Genomic DNA, 20155 nt, shown 5'->3' with positions numbered 1-20155 from the left:
TGGAACTTCGCGACGCGGCGCGACCAGCAGCCGGACGGGAGGCACGGGGCGGGCCCGCACCGCGCCTTCAGGCCGTCAGTCGGTGGGGTCCGCGACGAGCGACGCGACGTGCGCGACGGCCAGCCGGTACCCGTCGGCGCCCGCGCCCGCGATGACGGCGCTCGCCGCGGTCGCGACGTGGTCGACGTGCCGGAACGGTTCGCGCTTCCACGTGTTGGACAGGTGCACCTCGACGACCGGGACGGTGAGTGCCTCGACCGCGTCGTGGAGGGCGACCGAGGTGTGGGCGTAGGCCGCGGGGTTGATCACCACGGCGACGAAGTCGTCGAGCGCCTCGTGCAGCCACTCGACGAGCTCGCCCTCCCGGTTCGTCTGCCGGAAGTCGGCCTCGAGCTCGTGGACCGCCGCCTCGGTGTGCACGATGGCCTCGATCTCGGCGAGCGTCGTCGTCCCGTACTGCGCCGGATCGCGACGGCCGAGGATGTCGAGGTTGGGGCCGTTGAGCACGAGGATGCGCGGTGCGGTCATGCGCCGAGCCTAGCGAGGGGTCGCCGGCACGGAGCGGCACGGGCGTGCCGGGGCGGAACATGTGTCGGCTATGTGAACGGTCACAAACAGGTGTAGCGTCTCCGTCCGGGCCGGCGGAGTTGTCGGCTGCAACACATCGACGTGGAGTGTGAATGGTTCTCGCGGCAGCGAACAGCGGGATCCGGCTCGACTTGGGCTGGGTCGACTACTTGATGATCATCGTGTACTTCGCGGTGGTGATCGGCATCGGGTTCACCGCCCGGCGGCAGGTCCGCACGAGCATGGACTTCTTCCTGTCCGGCCGGTCGATGCCGGCGTGGATCACGGGCCTGGCGTTCGTGTCCGCGAACCTCGGCGCGACCGAGATCCTCGGCATGGCGGCGAACGGTGCCCAGATCGGCATGGCGACCCTGCACTACTACCTCATCGGCGCGGTGCCGGCGATGGTGTTCCTCGGGCTCGTGATGATGCCGTTCTACTACGGGTCGAAGGTCCGCAGCGTGCCGGAGTTCATGCTCCGCCGGTTCGGCAAGGCGCCGCACCTGGTGAACTCGATCGCGTTCGCGGTGTCGAACGTCCTCATCGCCGGCATCAACCTCTACGCCATGGCCATCGTCATCGAGGCCATGCTCGGCTGGCCGGAGTGGCTCGCGATCCTCGTTTCCGCCGCCTTCGTCCTGGCCTACATCACCCTGGGTGGCCTGAGCAGCGCGATCTACAACGAGGTCATGCAGTTCTTCGTGATCATCGCCGGCCTCGTGCCGCTGACGATCGTCGGTCTCCACCGCGTCGGCGGTTGGGGTGGTCTGACCGAGGCGATCAAGCAGACGCAGGGCGTGCAGCACCTCCAGGCCTGGGCAGGCACCGGCATCGGCGACGTCACGAACCCGATCGGGGCGAACTGGCTGGCGATCGTGCTCGGCCTCGGCTTCGTGCTCTCGTTCGGCTACTGGACCACCAACTTCACCGAGGTCCAGCGCGCGTTCTCGGCGAAGAACATGTCGGCCGCGCGCCGCACCCCGCTCATCGCCGCGATCCCGAAGCTCTTCATCCCGTTCATCGTCGTCATCCCGGGTCTCATCGCCGCGGCCGTCGTCGGCAACCAGTTCGCCTCGGGTGCGCTCACCTACAACGACGCGATCCCGAAGCTCATCCAGATGTACCTGCCGACCGGTGTGCTCGGCATCGCGGTGACGGGCCTCCTCGCCTCGTTCATGGCAGGCATGGCCGCGAACGTGTCGTCGTTCAACACCGTCTTCACGTACGACATCTGGCAGCGCTACATCAAGCCGAACATGCCCGACCTGCACTACCTGAAGACCGGACGCTGGGTCACGGTCGTCGGCGTCCTCGTCGGCATCGGGACCGCGTTCCTCGCCGCGCAGGCCGGCAACATCATGACCTACATGCAGACGCTGTTCTCGTTCTTCAACGCACCGCTCTTCGGCGTCTTCATCCTCGGTCTGCTCTGGAAGCGGATGACCACCGCCGGGGCGCTCTGGGGGTACATCCTCGGCATCGTCGCCCCGACGATCACCTGGATCGCGTACCTCGTGAACCCGAAGCTGTTCGCCACCGCCACCGCAGAGACGCTCTACGGCGCGATCATCTCGTTCGTCACCGTGCTCGTCGTCGCCGTGGCCGTGTCCCTCGCCACGAAGCCGAAGGACGTGTCGGAGCTCGGCGGGCTGGTCTACGGCGTCGGCAAGATCGACATGACCGCCGGGGCCGTCGCCACCGACACCGCGTGGTACCGCTCGCCGGCCCTCCTCGGGACCGTCGCGCTCGTGCTGTGCGTCGCCCTCTACCTCCCGTTCCTCTGATCCGCTCGAAGGAGATCGCTCATGCGTGACGACACCACCACGATGACCGAGGAGCAGCAGGCCCTCGTCCGTTCCACCCGCCGACTCGACCTGCGCCGCATCCTCGGAGGCCTGTTCGTGGTCTACGGCGTGATCACGACGATCGTCGGGATCGTCAACTACGGCACCGACCCGGAGAAGACCGGCGGCATCCACATCAACCTGTGGGTCGGGCTCTCGCTGCTCGTCGGCGGCCTGCTCTTCTTCCTGTGGGACCGGCTGAACCCGGTGCCCGCGGCGGACATCATCGGCCAGGCCGAGGCCGAGGAACACCAGAAGGCGGCCGGCGAAGGCCGCGAGCGCGCCTGACACACCGCACCGGTCCGACGGCCGTCCGCTCCGGCGGGCGGCCGTCGGTCGTTCCTGGCGGCGTCGGCCTGGAGGCACGGTGCGCGTCCGTCGCACCGCTGACGCTGTCATCAGGGTCGCGTGACGTTGACACCCGAGCAAGCGCGCGCTTAGTATTGATATGTCGATCGAGTGCTCTCGGTCGGAAGTGATCCCCGGATTACCTGCAGCGAGCGCGGGGCCCGGGGATTTGCGCTGTCGGAGCCGCTTCATCACGCGACGGTGATCTCGGTCACGTCAAGGTGCTCATCCCTCAGTGTTCCGCGTGCACCGCAGGCGATGTCCGCGAGAGCCAGGAGGGGCTCTGCGTCGCCGCGAGCGTGATCCCACACGATCGACCGGCCGGCCCCCTGCGTCCGGAACGCGTCGAGTACTCGGCGATCGGCGCGGTCGAGTGCCGGCCCGCGAGACTCGATCGTCACGTGGCGAACCGCGCGGGACTCCAGCTCGAACACCAGGCGCTCCAGGCAGCGCCGGCGACGACGTTCCGCACGAGCCGGCGCGCCGTCGTAGCGGACGATGATCGTCGCGACCGCCAGCCTGAGCAGGCCGCGCCAGGTGTGACGCTGCACCTCGATCGCCTCGTACCAGTGCAACTTCCTCATCCGTGCCGGTCGCAAGCGCTCGACGGTCCGTCGGAGGGAATCACGCTCGGAGTCATCCACGACCACCGCGGCCAGGATGTACGTAGAGTGGTCGAGTCCGCCGCCGGGCTCTGATTCGTCGCAGTACGCGCGGTGCATCCTCGTAGCATATTGCGTATCACAATCGTTCCGGATCGGAACCGTGCTTGCGGCGCGACGATGGGTGCGAGAGGTTCTGGGGGAGCGAAGGAGCCCTCATGCCCACCATGGTGTTCATCAACCTGCCGGTCGCCGACCTCGACCGGTCGAAGGCCTTCTACGAGGCCCTCGGCTACACGATCAACCCCGACTTCACCGACGAGACCGCCGCGTGCGCCGTGGTCAGCGACACCGTGTACGTGATGCTCCTGACCCACGCGAAGTTCGCCGAGTTCACCGACAAGACGATCGCCCGGCCGGACACGATCGAGGTGATCAACTCCCTGAGCGCTGACTCGAAGGACGACGTGCACCGGATCGTCGACGCTGCCGTCATGTCCGGTGGGAGCGAGGACCGGCCCGAGATGGACCTCGGCTTCATGTACCAGCGGAGCTTCACCGACCCGGACGGCCACCGGTGGGAGCTCGTGTGGATGGACCAGGCCGCCATGCAGGACGGCCCGCCGAGCGAGTAGCAGCGTGTCGGCGGTGGACGACAGGATGGGTGCGTGAGCACCGGAGAACCCGTCGTCCCGCAGTCCCTCGTCGTCGGTGCGGATGGTCTCGCCCGCCCGGTCTGGGCGTCGACCGACGAGATGCTCCGCACGTACTACGACACGGAGTGGGGCATGCCCGTCCGTGACGAGCGGGGGGTGTTCGAGCGACTGTCGCTCGAGGCGTTCCAGTCCGGGTTGTCGTGGCGGACCATCCTCGCGAAGCGCCCGGCGTTCCGCAGCGCCTTCGCGGACTTTGACCCGGACACCGTCGCCGGGTTCGGGGAGGACGACGTCGCGCGACTCGTGGCCGACGCCGGCATCGTCCGGAACCGGGCGAAGATCCTCGCGACGATCACGAACGCGAACGCGACGATCGCCCTGCGTCAGGACGGGGGACTGGCCGACTTCGTGTGGTCCTTCCGGCCGGAGCGGACGCCGGAGCCGGTCACGTTCGCCGACGTCCCGACGAAGTCGGACGAGTCCGTGGCGCTGTCGAAGGCGCTCCGGAAGCGTGGGTTCGCGTTCGTCGGCCCGACCACGATGTACGCGCTCATGGAAGCACTCGGCATCGTCGACACGCACCTGCTCGGCAGCCACCGTCGGGGGACTTCCGGCGTCTGGAGCTGAGCGGTCGCCGGAACGCGTGCGGGGCTACGGTCGGAGCATGACGACGGACCCGGACCCTGCTCCGCACCACGCTCGGACGGTGCCGGTGCAGCCGATCGGCGCCGAGCACGTCGCGGTCCCCGTCGACACCGCCGCGCCCGAGCCGGAGATGCCGGGGGACACGCGTCCGGCGCACGACCCGGCGGAGGTCCGGATCGCCTTCCTCCTGTTCCCGGACGTCACCCAGCTCGACCTCACCGGTCCGGCGCAGGTGCTCGCCCGCGTCCCCGGGGCCTCGGTGCAGTACGTCGCGGCGGCCCTCGACCCGGTCCCGAGCGACTGCGGGCTCGCGCTCGTCCCGACCGCGACGTTCACGACCGCACGGGCCGCGGACGTCCTCGTCGTCCCCGGTGGTGACGGCGCGTTCGAGGCGATGCTCGACCCGGACGTCGTCGCGTTCGTCCGGCGCACGGCGGAGCAGGCGACGTGGGTGACGTCGGTGTGCACCGGCGCGTTCGTGCTCGGAGCGGCGGGGCTCCTGGCGGGCAAGCGCGCGACGACGCACTGGGCCTCGAAGCCGATGCTCGCGGCGTTCGGCGCGGACCCGGTGGAGCGGCGCATCGTCGACGACGGTGCGGTGGTCACCGCGGCCGGGGTCAGCGCGGGGATCGACATGGCGCTGTGGTTGGCCGGTGAACTCGCGGGGCGTCCGGCGGCGGAACGCATCCAGCTGCAGATCGAGTACGACCCGCAGCCGCCGTTCGACGCCGGGGCTGCGGAGCGGGCGGATGCACGACTCGTCACCGAGGCGCGTACCGCGGCCGAGGCGGCACGTGGGGAGCGGGTCGCGCGGGCGGCGGCAGCGGTCATCCGCTGACGCGAGGCCATCCGCTAGCGGTTGCCCTTGGAACCGCGCTTCGGCTTGCCCTTCATGCCGCGCTGCACCTTTCCGCGCCCGGCCTTGCCGCCGCCGGTCTTCCCGCTGGTGCCCTTCGTGGCACCGCGCTTGGCGGTGGTGCGGCTGTTCGCCGCCGTCGCCTTGCCGCCGCGGGAACCGGATCCGGACCCGGCGCGCGACGGGCGCGAGCCGGTCTCCTCGGCGTGGTCCGTGCCTCCCGGCTGGTCCTGACCACCTCGGGAACTGTTCGCGGTCCGACCACGCACCACGCCGATGAACTCCTCCGTGGTCGCGGAGGCGTCCTCCGTGCGCCAGGCGAGCAGGATCCGGGTGCCCGCTGCGTCGGCGAGCGTCCGGGCGACGAGGTCCTTCCGGCTCGCCGCGCGGAACAACGACTGCGGCAGGACCGCGACGCCGACGTTGGCCTCGACCAGGTCCAGCGTCGCGGCGACGTCGGCGGGCACCGGGCCGGCGTCGACCACGTGGACGTCGGTCGCGGCGAGGTCGACCTCGGCGAGGTCAGCGAGCGGGGAGTCCTTCGGCATCGCGACCACCGCGGTCTCGGTCCAGAGCGGGATCGCGTTGTGCCGTTCCGAGACGGGTTCGCGCGCGAAGGCCATGTCGGCCTCGCCGGCGAGGGCATCGTCCACCTCGTCCGCACCGATCGGTCGGAGGCGGAGCTCGGTGTCGGGGAACCGCTCGCGCCAGACGCGGGCCCACTTCGCAGGGGAGACCCCGGGCACGAAGGCGATGGTGAGGGCCTCGGTCATGCAACCGAGCATAGGGGCCGTACCCTGGTGTGCATGGCGCAGGAACAGACCATGAAGCCCGAGACGGCCGCGAAGAAGCTCGGCATCCTGCTGTCGGCCGCCCCGGAGTCCTTCCGTGGCGCGCCGATCAGCAGGACCGCGTTCGACGAGCTCCGGACCGAGCCGCCGGCGTGGCTCGAGGACCTCCGTCGAGACGGCCCGCACCCGCGGCCCGTCGTGGCGCAGAAGCTCGGTGTGTCCATCTCCGGGCTCGCCCGTGCCGGCGTCGACGAGCCGCTCACCACGGCGGAGATCAAGACGCTGCTGCAGGAGATGCCGGAGTGGCTCGTCCAGGAGCGTGCGACCCAGGCCGCGGTGCACGCCGAGAACGCCCGGGTGAAGCAGGACCGCGCGGCGAAGGCTGCCGCTCGCGCCGAGGACTGACGACCCCTCCCGCCCACCGATGACCGCCGTGCACGAGACCGTCGCCGACGCGATGCTCGTCGTGCCGCAGTTCGCCTCCGTGTGCTGCATCGTCGGTGACCGCTACCGACCGCGCGTCGCCGTGATCGTCCCGGCGGCCGTGATGCTCATCGCGATGCTGCTGCCGGTCGTGCACGCCGGCGCGGTGTGGACGTTGCTCGCAGCGACGGTCCTCCTGCTGCTCGCGCCGCTGCCCGTCGTGCGACGGCGTCGGGCCGACGGCCGCCGGGCGGAACCGATGGACGTGCACCGGGCGCTCTCGGCGGTGGTGATGGCCGGGATGCTCCTGATGGGCCACGCGACCGGTGCCGTCGACGGACACGCTGGTCACGGCATCGCGCTCACGGCGGTGCTCGGCGCGGGCGTCATCGGCTACTGCGCGTTCAGCGGTTGGCTGCTGCGCCACGAGTGGGCGCGGGAGGACCGACGTGCCGTCCGCAGCGGCGAGGTCTTCGCGATGACCGTCGCCGTGGTCGGCATGACGCTCGCGATGTAGCGGTCAGTCGCGCGCCGGTTCCTCGGACGACCGCGAGACGCGGTCCTTCGCGGCGCGGAGCGTGTCCTTCGGCACCGGCGGGACACCGCGGCGGATGCCCCGGACCCCGACCACCGCGAGGACGCCCGTGACGACCGCGAACACGACGAGCGTGATCCCCGTCGCTGCCCACACCGGCAGCGCGAGCGCGAGCAGGGCCACCACGAACCCCGCGAGCAGGACGAGCGTGGTGAGGGCGAACGCGACGGCCACGCCCGTGAGCACCAGGCCCGTCCTCGCGCCCTTCGCGCGGGCTCCGACTTCGCGGCGGGCCGCGGCGACCTCCTCGCGGACGGCGCGCAGGAGCGGCTCGAGGGCCTTCTGCACGAGCCCGGCCGTGACGGAGTCGCGGAAGGACGGCTTGGGGGTGTCCTGGTCGTCGGGTTCGGTGGTGCTCACGGGACTCCTGTTCGTCGGCGCAGTGGGATGGCCGGCCTGCGCTCGGGTGCGAGGCTCACCGGCGCAAGCCTGGGGCGCCTGCGCCTGCGCCTGGCTCGGCTGTGGCTCGCCACGCTACGCGTCGCTCCGGATCGGAGTGACACGGACGCGGAGACGGGCCAGCGTCCTCGGGTCGTGCCGTCGCCCCACGGAGCGGTAGCGTCGTGCCATGTCCGACCGAGCCGCCCGCCGTCCTGACCCCACCCCGCGGTTCGACGAGGTCGACGAGCGCATCCTGTGGACCCTGGCCGAGGACGCCCGCATCCCGAACAACCGCCTCGCGGCCGCCGTCGGCATCGCCCCCTCCACGTGCCTCGCCCGCGTCCGTGCCCTCGAGGATGCCGGGGTCGTCCGCGGGTACCGGGCGGACGTCGACGTCGCACGGCTCGGGTTCGCGATCGAGGCGATGGTGTCGGTCCGTGTGCACGCCGCTGCACGGCACGAGCTCCGGGAGTTCGCGAAGCGGCTGCTGCGGGTGCCCGTCGTGCAGGACGTGTCGTTCCTCGCGGGCGACAAGGACTTCCTCGTGCACATCGCGTGCACGTCCACCGAGCAGCTCCGGGACTTCGTGGCCGACGAGCTGAGCGGGGACCCCTCCGTGGCGACCACCCAGACGAACATCGTCTTCGAGCGGCTGGTGGCCGACCGGACGCACCAGGGCCGGTCCTTCGACGAACTCCGCCGGTGGCGAGCGTCGCGGCCTAGCGGGTGAGGGTCATCGGGATGTGCGGGATCCGGTCCTCCGAGTAGGGTGCACCGGAGCGCACGAAGCCGAACCGGCCGTAGAAGTCCTCGAGGTGCTCCTGCGCGCCCAGCTGGATCTCGGGGGCACGGGCCTCGGCGATCGCGGCCTCGATGAGCCGTCCGGCGAGCCCCTGACCGCGGGCGTGCCGAGCCGTGGCGACACGACCGATGCGCTCGCTGCCGTCCGGCTCGCGGAGCAGTCGGACCGTCGCATCGACCGATCCGCGTCCCGCCCAGAACTGCACCGTCCCCGGCTCGAGGTCGCGGCCGTCGATGTCGTCGTAGGCGGCGCCCTGCTCGACGACGAAGACGTCCTGCCGCAGCCGGAGGATCTCGTGCAGCGTCACGGGGTCGAGGTTGCGGGTCGGGGCGCTGAAGATCGGGACCACTGCCGGCCTTTCCTGACGATCCCCCATGAAAGGGGGTGCGATTTCGGTCGGACGGGCGTACCGTACCGGCCAACCACTCTACGTGCGCAGCCAGGATCAGGAGGTGAGCGCATGGATCAGGCGATGCGTGCACCCCTGAGCGCGCTGGTCCGGTACGTCCTGCTGGGCGTCGGACTCGCTGCTGCCCTCGTGCTGCTCTCCCTCGTCCTCGGCGTGCGGTCCGCTTCGGCGTCGACCGCCGTTCCGACGTCCGCCGTGTCCGCCTCCGACCGTCCCGGCCTGCTCGGCGGGGTCACCGAGGGACTCGGGTCGACCGCGCAGGGTGTCACGCGCGGCGTCGGTTCCGTGGTCGGTGAGGCCGTCGACCCCGTCCGCACCGCCGTCGCGCCGAAGCCTCCGAAGGCCGCGTCCCCGGCGCCCGAGACGCCCCCGGCGCCGGCGGCGCAGCCGGCGCCGGCGCCCGCAGCACAGCCTGCCCCGGCCCAGTCCGCTCCGGCGCACCCCGCCGTGCGGCCGGCCCCGGTACCTGCCGCACCCGTCCACACGGCGGCACCGGCGCCCACGGCGCCGCATGCACACGTCCCCGCGGAGCCCGCGGCACCGTCTCCCGCACCGACGACCGCGTCGGGATCCGCGACGGAGGCGACCAGTGCCTCCCGGCCGCTGACCGGGACGCTCGCGACGGCGCTGCACCCCGTCACCGGAACCGTGCAGGAGCTCACCGACGCACGCCCCGTGACCGGTCTCGTCGACGCCCTCGACCGTGTCGTCGATGGGCTGCCGGTCGTCGGACCGGTCATCGGCGACGACGCCCTCGGCACGGTCACGTCGCCCGTCACCGGGCTCGTCGACGACACGCTCGGTGGCGTCGGCGGCACGGTCGGCGACCTCCCCGGCGTGGTCGACGGCACGGTCCCGCTCACGCCGGGAGGCGTGCTCCCGCCGCTCGGCAGCGCGGTGCCGCCCACGACGACCCTGCCTGGAGGCACGACCCCGGTCACCGGGACCGCCCTGCCCCCGGGGGGCAGCGGCTCAGCGGGCACGCCGGTCGCGGCGACGGCTCCTGCCTCCGCGCGTCAGGCCGGGCAGGCCGACGCTGCGGCACCGGTCTCGGCGGTTCGGGCCGCCGCGGTCGGTGACGCGTTGCTCGGCGCTCCCGGAATGGCCGCCGTGGTCGTCGACGGGCGCGCGCTCCTCGTGCCGGAGGGCGGTGCCCCCGTGCACCTGCCGGCCGACGGCCCCGGCGCCACCGGGACCTCCGGCGGTGCCGCCAATGGCTCTGGGCCGAGTGCGCCGGTCGCCACCGCGGCCGGCTCGGCCGCCCGGTTCTCCCTCGCCGCGGGGTCACGCGGCTCCCTCGCCGACGACGTGGTCCCCGCGTCCCTCGTCGGCGACCACGACGTCGCCCCTGATTGAGATCGGTGCGCCTGTCCGCCTCGGCAGGCACACACACACCCCCGACCGTGACCGCGGTCGGGCAACGATCTCGATCAGGAAGTGAACGACCATGAACAAGTACGTCTCGAGAGGGCTGTGGTTCGCCCTCTTCGTCGGCGGCCTGACCCTCGGGGGAGCAGCGGCAGCGAACGCCGCGACGACCTCCGGAGCGGACGGAGCCGTCTCGGGCACGCAGGTCGCCCCGTCCGTCGACGCCCCGGTGTCCGTCTCCGGCAACGCGCTCGGCGTCCTCGGCGACGCGGTCTCCACGGCGACCGGGTCCGGCGCTGCGTCGACCCCGGCGCCCTCGGCTCCGGCTTCGGCTCCTGCTCCTGCTCCGGTCACCTCCGGCGCGGACGGCACCGCTTGGGGAACGCAGGTCGCGCCGGACGTCAGCGTCCCGGTGACGGTCTCCGGGAACGCGATCGGCGTCGCGGGTGACGCCGCGTCGACCGCCGCTCCGGCCGCCCCGGCGTCCTCGGCGTCGACGACCCCGGCCGCCGCGACCCCGAGCACCTCGGGTGCCGACGGCACCGCTTCCGGCACCCAGGTCGCCGGCGACGTGTCCGTGCCGGTGTCGGCGACGGGCAACGCGATCGCCGTCGGCGGGGACGCTGCGAGCGGGTCCACACCGTCCGCCGAGCCCGCACCGGCTCCGGCTCCGTCAGGGGCCGCCACGTCGGCACCGACCACCTCAGGGGACGACGGCACCGCCGCCGGTACCCAGGTCGCGCCCGTCGTGTCCGTCCCGGTGACGGTGTCGGGCAACGGGATCGGCGTCCTCGGCGACGGCACGGCCTCGGGTTCGACGACCGGCGCCGGTCCGACCGGGTCGTCCTCGGGTGGATCCCCGGCGACCACGTCCGGATCCGACGGGCTTCTCTCCGGCACGCAGGTCGGTGGACTCGTGTCGGTGCCCGTGACGATCTCCGGCAACGGGATCGGGGTCGTCGGTGACGGCACGAGCTCGGGTTCGACGGCCGGGACGGCGCCTGCGGGTTCGACGGGTTCGACGCCGTCGGCCGGTGGGACGACGGACGGTTCGGACGGGATCGGTTCGGGCACGCAGGTCGCCCCGGTGATCAGCCTGCCGGTGACGGTCGGCGGGAACGGGATCGGCATCGTCGGTGACGGCACGAGCTCGGGTTCGACGGCCGGGACGGCGCCTGCGGGTTCGACGGGTTCGACGCCGTCGGCCGGTGGGACGACGGACGGTTCGGACGGGATCGGTTCGGGCACGCAGGTCGCCCCGGTGATCAGCCTGCCGGTGACGGTCGGCGGGAACGGGATCGGGGTCGTCGGTGACGGCACGAGCTCGGGTTCGACGGCCGGGACGGCGCCTGCGGGTTCGACGGGTTCGACGCCGTCGGCCGGTGGGACGACGGATGGTTCGGACGGGATCGGTTCGGGCACGCAGGTCGCCCCGGTGATCAGCCTGCCGGTGACGGTCGGCGGGAACGGGATCGGCATCATCGGTGACGGCACGAGCTCGGGTTCGACGGCCGGGACGGCGCCTGCGGGTTCGACGGGTTCGACGCCGTCGGCCGGTGGGACGACGGACGGTTCGGACGGGATCGGTTCGGGCACGCAGGTCGCCCCGGTGATCAGCCTGCCGGTGACGGTCGGCGGGAACGGGATCGGGGTCGTCGGTGACGGCACGAGCTCGGGTTCGACGGCCGGGACGGCGCCTGCGGGTTCGACGGGTTCGACGCCGTCTGCCGGTGGGACGACGGACGGTTCGGACGGGATCGGTTCGGGCACGCAGGTCGCCCCGGTGATCAGCCTGCCGGTGACGGTCGGCGGGAACGGGATCGGCATCATCGGTGACGGCACCAGCACGACGCCGGGCGCCGGGACCGACCCGGGCACGGGCACGGACCCCGGTGACGGCACGGACCCCGGGACGGGTACGGACCCCGGTGACGGCACCGACCCCGGGACGGGCACCGACCCGGGTGACGGCACGGACCCCGGCACGGGCACGACGCCGGGGAGCGGCACGACCGACCCCGGGACCGGGTCGACGCCGGGAGCCGGCACCGGCACGACCACCGGGGCGGCGCCCGTGACGGCGACCACCCCGGTGACCGCGGTCGTCGCGACCGAGGCGACCGGTGCCTCCCGGTCGGCCGCCGTCACCGCGGCCACGGCCGCCGCTGCCGGCACCACCTCTGGGAGCACCGCGACCGGTCTGGCCTACACGGGCGCACCGTCGCCCGTCCTGCCGCTGACCGCCGCGCTGCTCCTGCTCCTCGCCGGTGCCGGAGTGCTCACGCTGCGCCGTCGGCCCTGACCGGACGGGTCGCCGACCCGGCGGTCGCGCCGGGACCACCCTCGCGGGTGGTCCCGGCGCACCGCGCTGCCTGCTGGACCTGCACCTGTGAGCAGCCCGGACGCATCCTGGAAGGTGGTGATGCTGATCCTGTGAGCAGTGGAAGCGCCTCGGCGGCTGGTCGGCAGCCCGCCGGGGCCACGATTGGCACGTGCTCCACGAACTCCTGCGCCTCAAGATCACGGACAGCGACGTCCTCGTCCCGGTCGACATCGTCGCCGGTCTCCTGGTGGTCTGGGCGCTCGTCGTCCGACCGTGGTCGCTCCCGCGGTTCCTCGTCCGGATCGCGGCGATGGGCATCGGGGCGCTCGTGGGGCTCGGCCTCGTGTGGTGGTTCGGCGACGTCCAGGACGCGTTCGGGGTCGCCTTCACCCCGATCACCCGGATGTGGGTGGCGTTCGCGGTCGCGGGCATCGCCCTCTTCCTGACGGTCGCCGTGCAGGGCGGGTGGGGTCGACGGGTCGTCGCACTGGGCGCCGCGTGCGCCGTCGTGCTCGCGGCCGGGCTCGGCGTCAACGTCGACTTCGGGTTCTACAAGGACATCCAGCAGGCGCTCGTCACCAATCCGTACCCGTACAAGGACCTGCCGGTGCTCGCGACGGGGCCGACCACCCGGCCCGCCGTCGACCCGTCCGGGTGGCACGCTCCCGCCGGCATGCCGGCGAAGGGCGAGGCGATCAGCGTCCGCATCCCGGCGACGGTCTCCCACTTCCACGCGCGGAAGGCCGTCGTCTGGCTCCCACCGGCCGCACGCACGGCGCACCCGCCGACCCTGCCGGTGATCGTCGCGCTCTCCGGGCAACCCGGGGAGCCGTCCGACCTGTTCCAGACCGGCGACATGGGGAAGTTCCTCGACCGCTACGCTGCTGCCCACGGTGGGCTGGCCCCGATCGTGGTGTCGCCCGACCAGCTCGGCGCACCGAACCGCAACCCGATGTGCGTCGACTCCCGGCGCCTCGGACGGAGCGAGACCTACGTGATGACCGACACCGTCGACTGGATCCGGAAGCACCTGCCGGTGGCCGCGGCCCCGTCCGGCTGGGCCGTCGCCGGGTTCTCGGAGGGAGCGACCTGCGCGATGCAGTTCTCCTCGGAGTTCCCGGACGTCTTCGGCTCGGCACTCGCCATCTCGAGCGAGCCCGCACCGCTGACCGGGAGCGTGGCGAACAGCATCAAGGTCGCGTTCGACGGCTCCGCGGCGAAGTACCGCGCCGCCGCACCCGCCGCGCTCATGGCGGCGCACGGACACTACGTCGACCACCTCACGGTCTTCGGTGTCGGGCAGGACGACGCGCCGTACCGGAAGTCGACCGCGATGCTCGACGCGGCGGCGCGCAAGGTCGGCATCGCGACGCAGGTCATCGTCTCGCCCGGGTCGGCGCACGACTGGAACACCGTCCGCTACGTCCTCGCCCACGGTCTCCCGCCGGTGATCGCCCACCTCGGCCTCCCCACGAGCGGTGCGCTGTGAGTCCGCAGACCCGCGCATGGCCGGGGCGTGTGCAGCAGACGCTGGGGCGGTACCCGGTCACCGCGGCGCTCGCCCTGCTCGTCCTCGTCACCTCCGTCGCCGGCGTGGTCCTCCGCGTGCAGCACGGCGTGCAGCCCGCGTCGTTCGGCCCGTTCCGGGTCTTCGCTGCATCGACCGGTGTGGTGGCGATCCTCGTGACCATCGCCGGCGTCGTCCTGCTGATCGGTGCGTCGGAACGCCTCATGGGGCCGTGGCGGACGATCGTCGCGTTCGTCGTCACCACCGTGGTCGGCACCGGGGTCGGCGCACTGACCGCGTTCGTGGACAGCGACGGCCGCAACGTCGCGCAGCTCCTGCTCGGCCGCGCAACAGCGTTCGACCCGTGGACCGCGATCGTCGGCACCATCGTCACCGCGAGCGCGTTCGCCGGCACGCTCTGGCGGCGGCGCATCCGGGTGAACGCCCTCGCCGTCGTGGCGGCGCTGCTCCTCTACGCCGGCCACGTGTCGGACCTGTACGCCGTGCTCGCCGCGGCCGCCGGCTGGGTGCTCGGCGAGCTGCTCCGACGGACGCCGAAGCGCACCGGGTGGCTCCGCAGCTCCCACCGGGAGATCCGGGTGCTGCTCGGGACCGCCGTCCTCGTCTCGGCGGTCGGTCCCGTCATCGCGCTCGTCTCGCGGGCGCGTGTCGGACTGCTCGCGCCGCTCGCCGCGGTCGTCGGCGCCGGGCCGGTGAGCCCGGTGCGCGGGTGCCGGGCCGACGGGGTCGCGGGGGAGTGCCTCCGCGGACTGCTGTCGTTCCGCGCGACCGACCCGTGGACGCTCGTCCTCGCCGTGGCACCGCTGCTGGTGCTGCTCGTCGGCGGTCTCGGGCTCTTCCGCGGCAGCCGGTTCGCGGTGTGGCTCGTCGTCGTCGTCGACGTCGTCACCGGTGTGGCCGCCGCCGTCACCTACGGACTCGTCCCGGGGCGTGTCACGGCCCTCCACGGCTTCGAGGACCAGTTCGTCGTCGACGTGTCGATCGCCGCGTCGATCGTGGTGCCGCTCGCGACCGCCGTCGTGCTCGTCCTGCTCCGTCGCTCCTTCACCGTGCTGCCGTCCCGTCGTCGGGTCGTCGGGTTCGCGATCACCGTCGGAGCGTCGGCACTGGTGCTCGTGACGATCGTCCTCGTCGTCGCGGCATCGTCGCCGGCTCGCGTGGAGGACCCCGTCCGGCTCGCGCTCGCCGCCCTCGGCCCGCTCGCGCCGGTGTCGTTCTGGGACCGGCTGCCGTCGCTCGACCCCGCACTCCGGCTCGTCGTCGGCCTGAGCGGGCCGGTGCTCTGGGTCGTCGTCGCGCTCGCCGCGGTGCGGCCGACCGGCGCGGTCGAACCGGACACCGACGCGGACGGCTCGCGGGCCGACCGCGAACGTGCCCGGGCACTGCTGCTCGCCGGCGGGGGCGACACGTTCGGCTGGATGACGACGTGGCTCGGCAACCAGTACTGGTTCGCCGCCGACGGTCGCGCGGGCGTGGCCTTCCGGCGCAACGGTGCGGTGGCGGTGACGGTCGGCGGACCGTTCGGCTGGCCCGATGCACGGCAGCGTGCGCTGACGGACTTCGCCCGGTACTGCGACGACAACGGCTGGACAGCAGCCTTCTACGGCATCGAGGCGGACGTCGCTGGCCACCTCACGCGGCAGGGGTGGGGCACGCTGCCGGTCGCGGAGGACGCCGACTTCGATCCCCGCACCTGGACGACGACCGGCAAGAAGAAGCAGGACGTCCGCACCGCCGTGAACAAGGCCCGGCGCGAGGGGATCACCGCCACGTGGTCGTCCTGGCAGGACCTCCCCGCGTCGACCGTCCGGCAGATCGAGGCGATCTCGGAGGAGTGGGTGGCCGAACGCGAGCTCCCCGAGATGGGCTTCACGCTCGGCGGGGTCGACGAGATGCGGGACCCTGCGGTCCGGACGCTCGTCGCGCAGGACGTCGAGGGCACGGTCCTCGCGGTCACGAGCTGGCTGCCGAGCCACCGCGACGGCCGGGTCGTCGGGTGGACCCTGGACGTGATGCGCCGGACGGACCACGCGCCGAACGGCGTCATGGAGTTCCTCGTCGCGAGTGCCGCGGAGCAGATGCGGGAGGACGGGGCGGAACGGCTCAGCCTGTCGGCCGCGCCACTCGCGCAGGTCTCGAACCCCGAGGCGCCGGCGGACGGGGTGCAGAACCTCCTCGAGCTCGTCGGCGGGGTGCTCGAGCCGGTGTACGGCTTCCGTTCGCTGCTGCGCTTCAAGCAGAAGTTCGGCCCCGAACTGCACCCCCTCGTGCTCGCCTACCCCGACCCCGTGGCGCTGCCGGCCATCGGCATCGCGGTCGTGCGCGCGTACCTGCCCGACCTGTCGTTCCGGCAGGCGGTCGCCTTCGCGCGCGGGCGTGGCTGACCGACGCACCACCGGACGGCCTGGAGGCGCGTGGCGGACCCGCCACGCGCCTCCAGGCGGTCCCGTGTCACGGGACGCAACCGTCGCGACCGGCGCAACCAGACCGTCATGCAAGTGGGGTATCGTTCCCGGTACGCAAGCGCTCCGGGGTCGGTGCAAGTCCGAACCGGTGGTGACAGTCCACGAACTGATGACGGGTGTGAACCCGGCAGAGGTTGACCTGGTGGGATTCCAGGACCGACGGTGAAAGTCCGGATGGGAGGAAGCGCTGACGGGCAGGTCGACCGTGTCGACCCGTCCGCCCGTGTCGACGTCCGTCGGCCACACCCGGAGTCCCGTTGAGAGGACACCAGTGTTCACCGGCATCATCGAGGAACTCGGCACCGTCACCGCCGTCGAGCAGCACGGCGACTCCGTCGCGCTCACCGTCCGCGGCCCCCTCGTCGTCGCGGACGCGTCGCACGGCGACTCCATCGCGACCTCCGGGGTCTGCCTGACCGTCGTCGAGCAGACCCCCGAGACCTTCACCGCCTTCGTCATGAAGCAGACGCTCGACATGAGCGCCCACGGCGCGCTCGTCGTCGGCGACCGACTCAACCTCGAGCGCGCCGCGTCGGTGGGGGACCGCCTCGGCGGTCACATCGTGCAGGGCCACGTGGACGGCACGGCGACCGTGCTCGAGACGTCCGACGGCGACGGCTGGCGGCGGGTGCGGTTCTCGCTCGCACCCGAGCTCAGCCCGCTCGTCGTCGACAAGGGCTCGATCGCACTCGACGGCGTGTCCCTCACGGTGAGTGCGGTCTCGTCGGAGGACACGGCCCCGGACGCCGCGTGGTTCGAGGTCAGCCTCATCCCGGAGACGCTCGAGGCCACGACCCTCGGGCTCCGGGTGCCGGGGGACCGGGTGAACGTCGAGACCGACGTGCTGGCCCGGCACGTGCGGCGGATGCTGCGGCTCGACGCCGCGGCGTCGGCCGCCGGTGGTGCCGCTGCGGCGGACACCGTCCTGGAGGCGCGGTGATGGTCGGCGACGTCACGCACGTCGCGGACGCGGTCACCTCCGGCCCGGGCGAGCACCGCGTCCCGGGACTGTCGAGCGTCGAGGATGCCGTCGCCGCGATCGCCGCCGGCCGTCCGGTCATCGTCGCGGACGACGAGCACCGGGAGAACGAGGGTGACGTCATCCTCGCCGCCGAACTCGCGAGCCCGGAGTGGATCGCGTGGACCGTGGCACACTCCTCCGGGTTCGTCTGCGCGCCGGTGTCGGCCGAGATCGCCGACGCGCTCGACCTGCCGCCGATGGTGGCGCACAACGAGGACCCGCGCGGCACGGCCTACACGGTCACCGTCGACGCCGCCTCGGGCATCACCACGGGCATCAGCGCGCACGACCGCGCCCGGACCCTGCGGGTGCTCGCCGACCCGGCGTCCGTCCGGTCCGACCTGCACCGTCCCGGCCACGTCGTGCCGCTCCGTGCCCGCCCCGGCGGTGTCCGCGAGCGTGCGGGCCACACCGAGGCGGCCATCGAACTCGTGACCGCCGCGGGCCTCCGCCCGGCGGCGGCCATCTGCGAGATCGTCGACGAGGACGGCAGCATGATGCGGCTGCCGCGGCTCGTCGAACTCGGGGCGCGCGAGGACGTGCCCGTCATCACCATCGCCGCGCTCGTCGAGTGGCTGGACGCGGCCGACCGGGCGGGGAAGTCGCCCACGGAAGGAACGACACGATGAGCGGAGCGGGAGCTGCGGAGCGCGGCCACGTCGACGGCACCGGAGTGCGGGTCGCGATCGTCGCCGGGCAGTGGCACGACGTGATCGCGGCGGGCCTCCTCGCGGGGGCGCAGCGCGAGGTCGAGCGGCTCGGCGCGTCCGCGACCGTCATCCCCGTGCCCGGGAGCTTCGAGCTGCCGGTGGTGGCGAAGACGGCGCTCGAGTCCGGGTTCGACGCGGCGGTCGCCCTCGGGGTCATCATCCGGGGCGGCACCCCGCACTTCGAGTACGTGTCGGACGCGGCGACGAGCGGTCTCACCCGGGTCGCGATCGAGACCGGGAAGCCGGTCGGCTTCGGTGTCCTCACCCTCGACGACGAGCAGCAGGGTATCGACCGCGCGGGGCTGCCCGGTTCGAAGGAGGACAAGGGCGCCGAGGCTGCGCACGCGGCGATCGCGACCGCGGTCACCCTGCGGTCGCTGCACGTCCCCGCCTGACCGACGCCCCTCGAGAACGCACCCCTCCGGTGAGGGGTGCGTTCTCGCATGTCCGGGGTGTAGTTTTTGAACGTGTTCGAAAATGATGCTCCGCAAACGAAGCGTGAGCGGACCCGTGCCCGCATCCGCGAGGTCGCCCTGCGCTCGCTGCGTGAGCGGGGTTACGACGCGACCACCATGCGGGGGATCGCGGACGAGGCCGGCCTCTCCGTCGGGAACGCCTACTACCACTTCCCGACGAAGGACCACCTCGTGCAGGAGCTGTACGTCGAGGTGCAGCGCGAGCACCGCGCCCTCGCCGAACCGCTGCTCGAGGGCGTGGACGACCTCGCCACCCGGATCGGGATCGTCGTGCGCACCGGCCTCGGGAACCTGCGCTCATGGCACGCGCTCGCGCCGCAGTTCCTCACGACGGCCATCGCCCCCGGCTCGCCGAACAACCCGATGTCCGCCGAGTCGGCGCCGGCTCGTGACATCGTGCTCGGACTCTTCCGTGATGCCGTGCAGGGATCGCGCGCGCCGTTGCCGGGCACCCTCGGTACCGACCTGCCGCATGCGCTCTGGACCGCCTACCTCCTGCTGACGCTCTTCTGGGTCTACGACGCCTCACCGGGACAGCGACGGACCGACCGGCTCGTCGACGCCGTGCTCGGGGTCCTGCGGTTCGCGCTGCCGATGCTCCGGGTCCGTCCGTTCCGCCGGTCGGTCACGCAGATCGTGGGCATCGTGGCCGGGCGGGACGACGCATGATCCGCCGGGAGCTCGACGACACGACCAGCCCCGTCGCGATCATGCGACGGCTCGAGGGGGTCTTGCGGTGACCGGTCCGGACCAGGGCCGAGACCCGGTGCAGGCGGGCGTCGCGCAGCGGTGGACCGTCGAGGACGCCGGGGCGCTGAACGCTCGTGCCGCAGCCTGGATGCTCGGTGCGACGCTTCCGGCGGCGTCGTTGCTCGGGGTGTTCCTCGCTCCGTTCTTCTCGGACTCGTGGGTCTTCACGGGCGGGCCGTGGTGGTCGGCGATCGGCGGGACCGTCAGCTGGATCGTGCTGGTCGACGGGGTCTCGGCGCTGTTCGTCCTCGGGTCCGCGTTCGTCACCGTCCCGGTCACCTACGCTGCGGGCCGTCTGCTCGAGCGGGCGCGGCGACCGCGGACGCAGGTGATCGTGACCGCGTTGCTCGCCGGGGCCATGGCTGCGGTACCCGCCTGGGTCCTCGGTCTCGACTCCCTTCCGGTCACCGCGCCGATCAGTCTCGCCGCCGGTGCCGCGGGTGCTCTCGCCCGGCGCGGCCAGCAGCGGCACGCTCGTGCTGTCGGTGAGCGGGCGGCGCCGGAACCGCCCGCCTGACGGACGGGTGCCACGCGGGCGGTGCTGACGTACGCCGTCCACGGTGCGCCCCTGACGACCGTCGCGCGCTGTCGGTCC

The 20155-nt window shown here is 72.6% G+C and carries 21 protein-coding genes, 1 pseudogene and 1 riboswitch; of the genes and pseudogenes, 17 read left to right on the top strand and 5 right to left on the bottom strand.

Annotation, left to right across the window (positions count from 1 at the left end; genetic code table 11):
• Positions 1–75 precede the first annotated feature (75 nt).
• Positions 76–528, bottom strand: a complete 453-nt coding sequence (aroQ, locus tag ABC270_RS14100) for a type II 3-dehydroquinate dehydratase (protein WP_412881358.1) — start codon at positions 526–528, stop codon at positions 76–78.
• Positions 529–680: 152 nt separating this feature from the next.
• Here aroQ and ABC270_RS14095 point away from each other — a divergent pair, with 152 nt between their 5' ends.
• The gene (locus ABC270_RS14095; RefSeq protein WP_412881357.1) at positions 681–2351 is read left to right on the top strand and encodes a sodium:solute symporter family protein; all 1671 of its coding nucleotides are present in this window, start codon (positions 681–683) and stop codon (positions 2349–2351) included.
• Between the two features lie 21 nt (positions 2352–2372).
• Positions 2373–2699, top strand: a complete 327-nt coding sequence (locus ABC270_RS14090; RefSeq protein ID WP_412881356.1) for a hypothetical protein — start codon at positions 2373–2375, stop codon at positions 2697–2699.
• A 251-nt stretch (positions 2700–2950) separates the two neighbouring features.
• Here ABC270_RS14090 and ABC270_RS14085 read toward each other — a convergent pair whose 3' ends face one another.
• Positions 2951–3481, bottom strand: a complete 531-nt coding sequence (locus ABC270_RS14085) for a hypothetical protein (protein ID WP_412881355.1) — start codon at positions 3479–3481, stop codon at positions 2951–2953.
• A 98-nt stretch (positions 3482–3579) separates the two neighbouring features.
• Between ABC270_RS14085 and ABC270_RS14080 the strand changes: the two genes are divergently transcribed.
• The 3 genes from ABC270_RS14080 to ABC270_RS14070 are packed head-to-tail and all read left to right on the top strand — an operon-like array spanning position 3580 to position 5500.
• Positions 3580–3996, top strand: a complete 417-nt coding sequence (locus ABC270_RS14080; protein WP_412881354.1) for a VOC family protein — start codon at positions 3580–3582, stop codon at positions 3994–3996.
• A gap of 33 nt (positions 3997–4029) precedes the next feature.
• Positions 4030–4644 (top strand): DNA-3-methyladenine glycosylase I, encoded by a 615-nt coding sequence (locus ABC270_RS14075; RefSeq protein WP_412881353.1) that lies wholly within the window; start codon positions 4030–4032, stop codon positions 4642–4644.
• Positions 4645–4681: 37 nt separating this feature from the next.
• Positions 4682–5500: a DJ-1/PfpI family protein gene (locus ABC270_RS14070; protein WP_412881352.1), complete on the top strand. Its 819-nt coding sequence runs from the start codon at positions 4682–4684 to the stop codon at positions 5498–5500.
• Between the two features lie 14 nt (positions 5501–5514).
• On the opposite strand, the gene ABC270_RS14065 is transcribed toward ABC270_RS14070, so the two are convergent.
• On the bottom strand, positions 5515–6291 hold the full coding sequence (locus ABC270_RS14065; RefSeq protein WP_412881351.1) for a LysR family transcriptional regulator substrate-binding protein: 777 nt from the start codon (positions 6289–6291) through the stop codon (positions 5515–5517).
• A gap of 33 nt (positions 6292–6324) precedes the next feature.
• Here ABC270_RS14065 and ABC270_RS14060 point away from each other — a divergent pair, with 33 nt between their 5' ends.
• Positions 6325–6714, top strand: a complete 390-nt coding sequence (locus ABC270_RS14060; protein ID WP_412881350.1) for a DUF5997 family protein — start codon at positions 6325–6327, stop codon at positions 6712–6714.
• A gap of 19 nt (positions 6715–6733) precedes the next feature.
• Positions 6734–7249, top strand: a complete 516-nt coding sequence (locus ABC270_RS14055) for a hypothetical protein (protein ID WP_412881349.1) — start codon at positions 6734–6736, stop codon at positions 7247–7249.
• 3 nt (positions 7250–7252) lie between these two features.
• Here ABC270_RS14055 and ABC270_RS14050 read toward each other — a convergent pair whose 3' ends face one another.
• Positions 7253–7687, bottom strand: coding sequence for a phage holin family protein (locus tag ABC270_RS14050; RefSeq protein WP_412881348.1), 435 nt, complete (start codon positions 7685–7687; stop codon positions 7253–7255).
• A 208-nt stretch (positions 7688–7895) separates the two neighbouring features.
• Here ABC270_RS14050 and ABC270_RS14045 point away from each other — a divergent pair, with 208 nt between their 5' ends.
• Positions 7896–8438, top strand: coding sequence for an Lrp/AsnC family transcriptional regulator (locus tag ABC270_RS14045; protein ID WP_412881347.1), 543 nt, complete (start codon positions 7896–7898; stop codon positions 8436–8438).
• Here the strand turns inward: ABC270_RS14045 and ABC270_RS14040 are convergent.
• Positions 8428–8859 (bottom strand): GNAT family N-acetyltransferase, encoded by a 432-nt coding sequence (locus ABC270_RS14040; protein WP_412881346.1) that lies wholly within the window; start codon positions 8857–8859, stop codon positions 8428–8430. The genes ABC270_RS14045 and ABC270_RS14040 overlap by 11 nt on opposite strands.
• Positions 8860–8982: 123 nt before the next feature.
• On the opposite strand from ABC270_RS14040, the gene ABC270_RS14035 reads away from it, so the two are divergent.
• The 9 genes and pseudogenes from ABC270_RS14035 (at position 8983) to ABC270_RS13995 (ending at position 20077) form a co-directional block, all read left to right on the top strand.
• Positions 8983–10275: a hypothetical protein gene (locus ABC270_RS14035; RefSeq protein ID WP_412881345.1), complete on the top strand. Its 1293-nt coding sequence runs from the start codon at positions 8983–8985 to the stop codon at positions 10273–10275.
• A gap of 91 nt (positions 10276–10366) precedes the next feature.
• Positions 10367–12589 carry a beta strand repeat-containing protein gene (locus tag ABC270_RS14030; protein ID WP_412881344.1) on the top strand — a complete coding sequence of 741 codons (2223 nt, stop codon included), beginning with the start codon at positions 10367–10369 and terminating at the stop codon, positions 12587–12589.
• Positions 12590–12779: 190 nt separating this feature from the next.
• Positions 12780–14099: an alpha/beta hydrolase gene (locus ABC270_RS14025; protein ID WP_412881343.1), complete on the top strand. Its 1320-nt coding sequence runs from the start codon at positions 12780–12782 to the stop codon at positions 14097–14099.
• Entirely contained in the window at positions 14096–16522 is a 2427-nt protein-coding gene (locus ABC270_RS14020) for a bifunctional lysylphosphatidylglycerol flippase/synthetase MprF (protein WP_412881342.1), read from the top strand. The genes ABC270_RS14025 and ABC270_RS14020 overlap by 4 nt, the downstream gene beginning before the upstream one ends.
• Positions 16523–16659: 137 nt before the next feature.
• Positions 16660–16793, top strand: a riboswitch (FMN riboswitch).
• Between the two features lie 81 nt (positions 16794–16874).
• Entirely contained in the window at positions 16875–17543 is a 669-nt protein-coding gene (locus ABC270_RS14015) for a riboflavin synthase (RefSeq protein ID WP_412881341.1), read from the top strand.
• A pseudogene (gene ribB, locus ABC270_RS14010) lies at positions 17543–18214 on the top strand (3,4-dihydroxy-2-butanone-4-phosphate synthase); the annotation flags it as partial. The gene ABC270_RS14015 and the pseudogene ribB, both read left to right, overlap by 1 nt.
• Positions 18215–18249: 35 nt before the next feature.
• Positions 18250–18729: a 6,7-dimethyl-8-ribityllumazine synthase gene (ribH, locus tag ABC270_RS14005; RefSeq protein ID WP_412881340.1), complete on the top strand. Its 480-nt coding sequence runs from the start codon at positions 18250–18252 to the stop codon at positions 18727–18729.
• Positions 18730–18801: 72 nt separating this feature from the next.
• The gene (locus tag ABC270_RS14000) at positions 18802–19479 is read left to right on the top strand and encodes a TetR/AcrR family transcriptional regulator (RefSeq protein WP_412881339.1); all 678 of its coding nucleotides are present in this window, start codon (positions 18802–18804) and stop codon (positions 19477–19479) included.
• 67 nt (positions 19480–19546) lie between these two features.
• Positions 19547–20077: a hypothetical protein gene (locus ABC270_RS13995; RefSeq protein WP_412881338.1), complete on the top strand. Its 531-nt coding sequence runs from the start codon at positions 19547–19549 to the stop codon at positions 20075–20077.
• Positions 20078–20155: the final 78 nt, after the last annotated feature.

This window comes from Curtobacterium phoenicis (assembly GCF_047238015.1).
Taxonomy (GTDB): Bacteria; Actinomycetota; Actinomycetes; order Actinomycetales; family Microbacteriaceae; genus Curtobacterium.
Note: the sequence above shows the minus strand (reverse complement) of the source record. Positions and strands in the feature narration are given on the sequence as shown.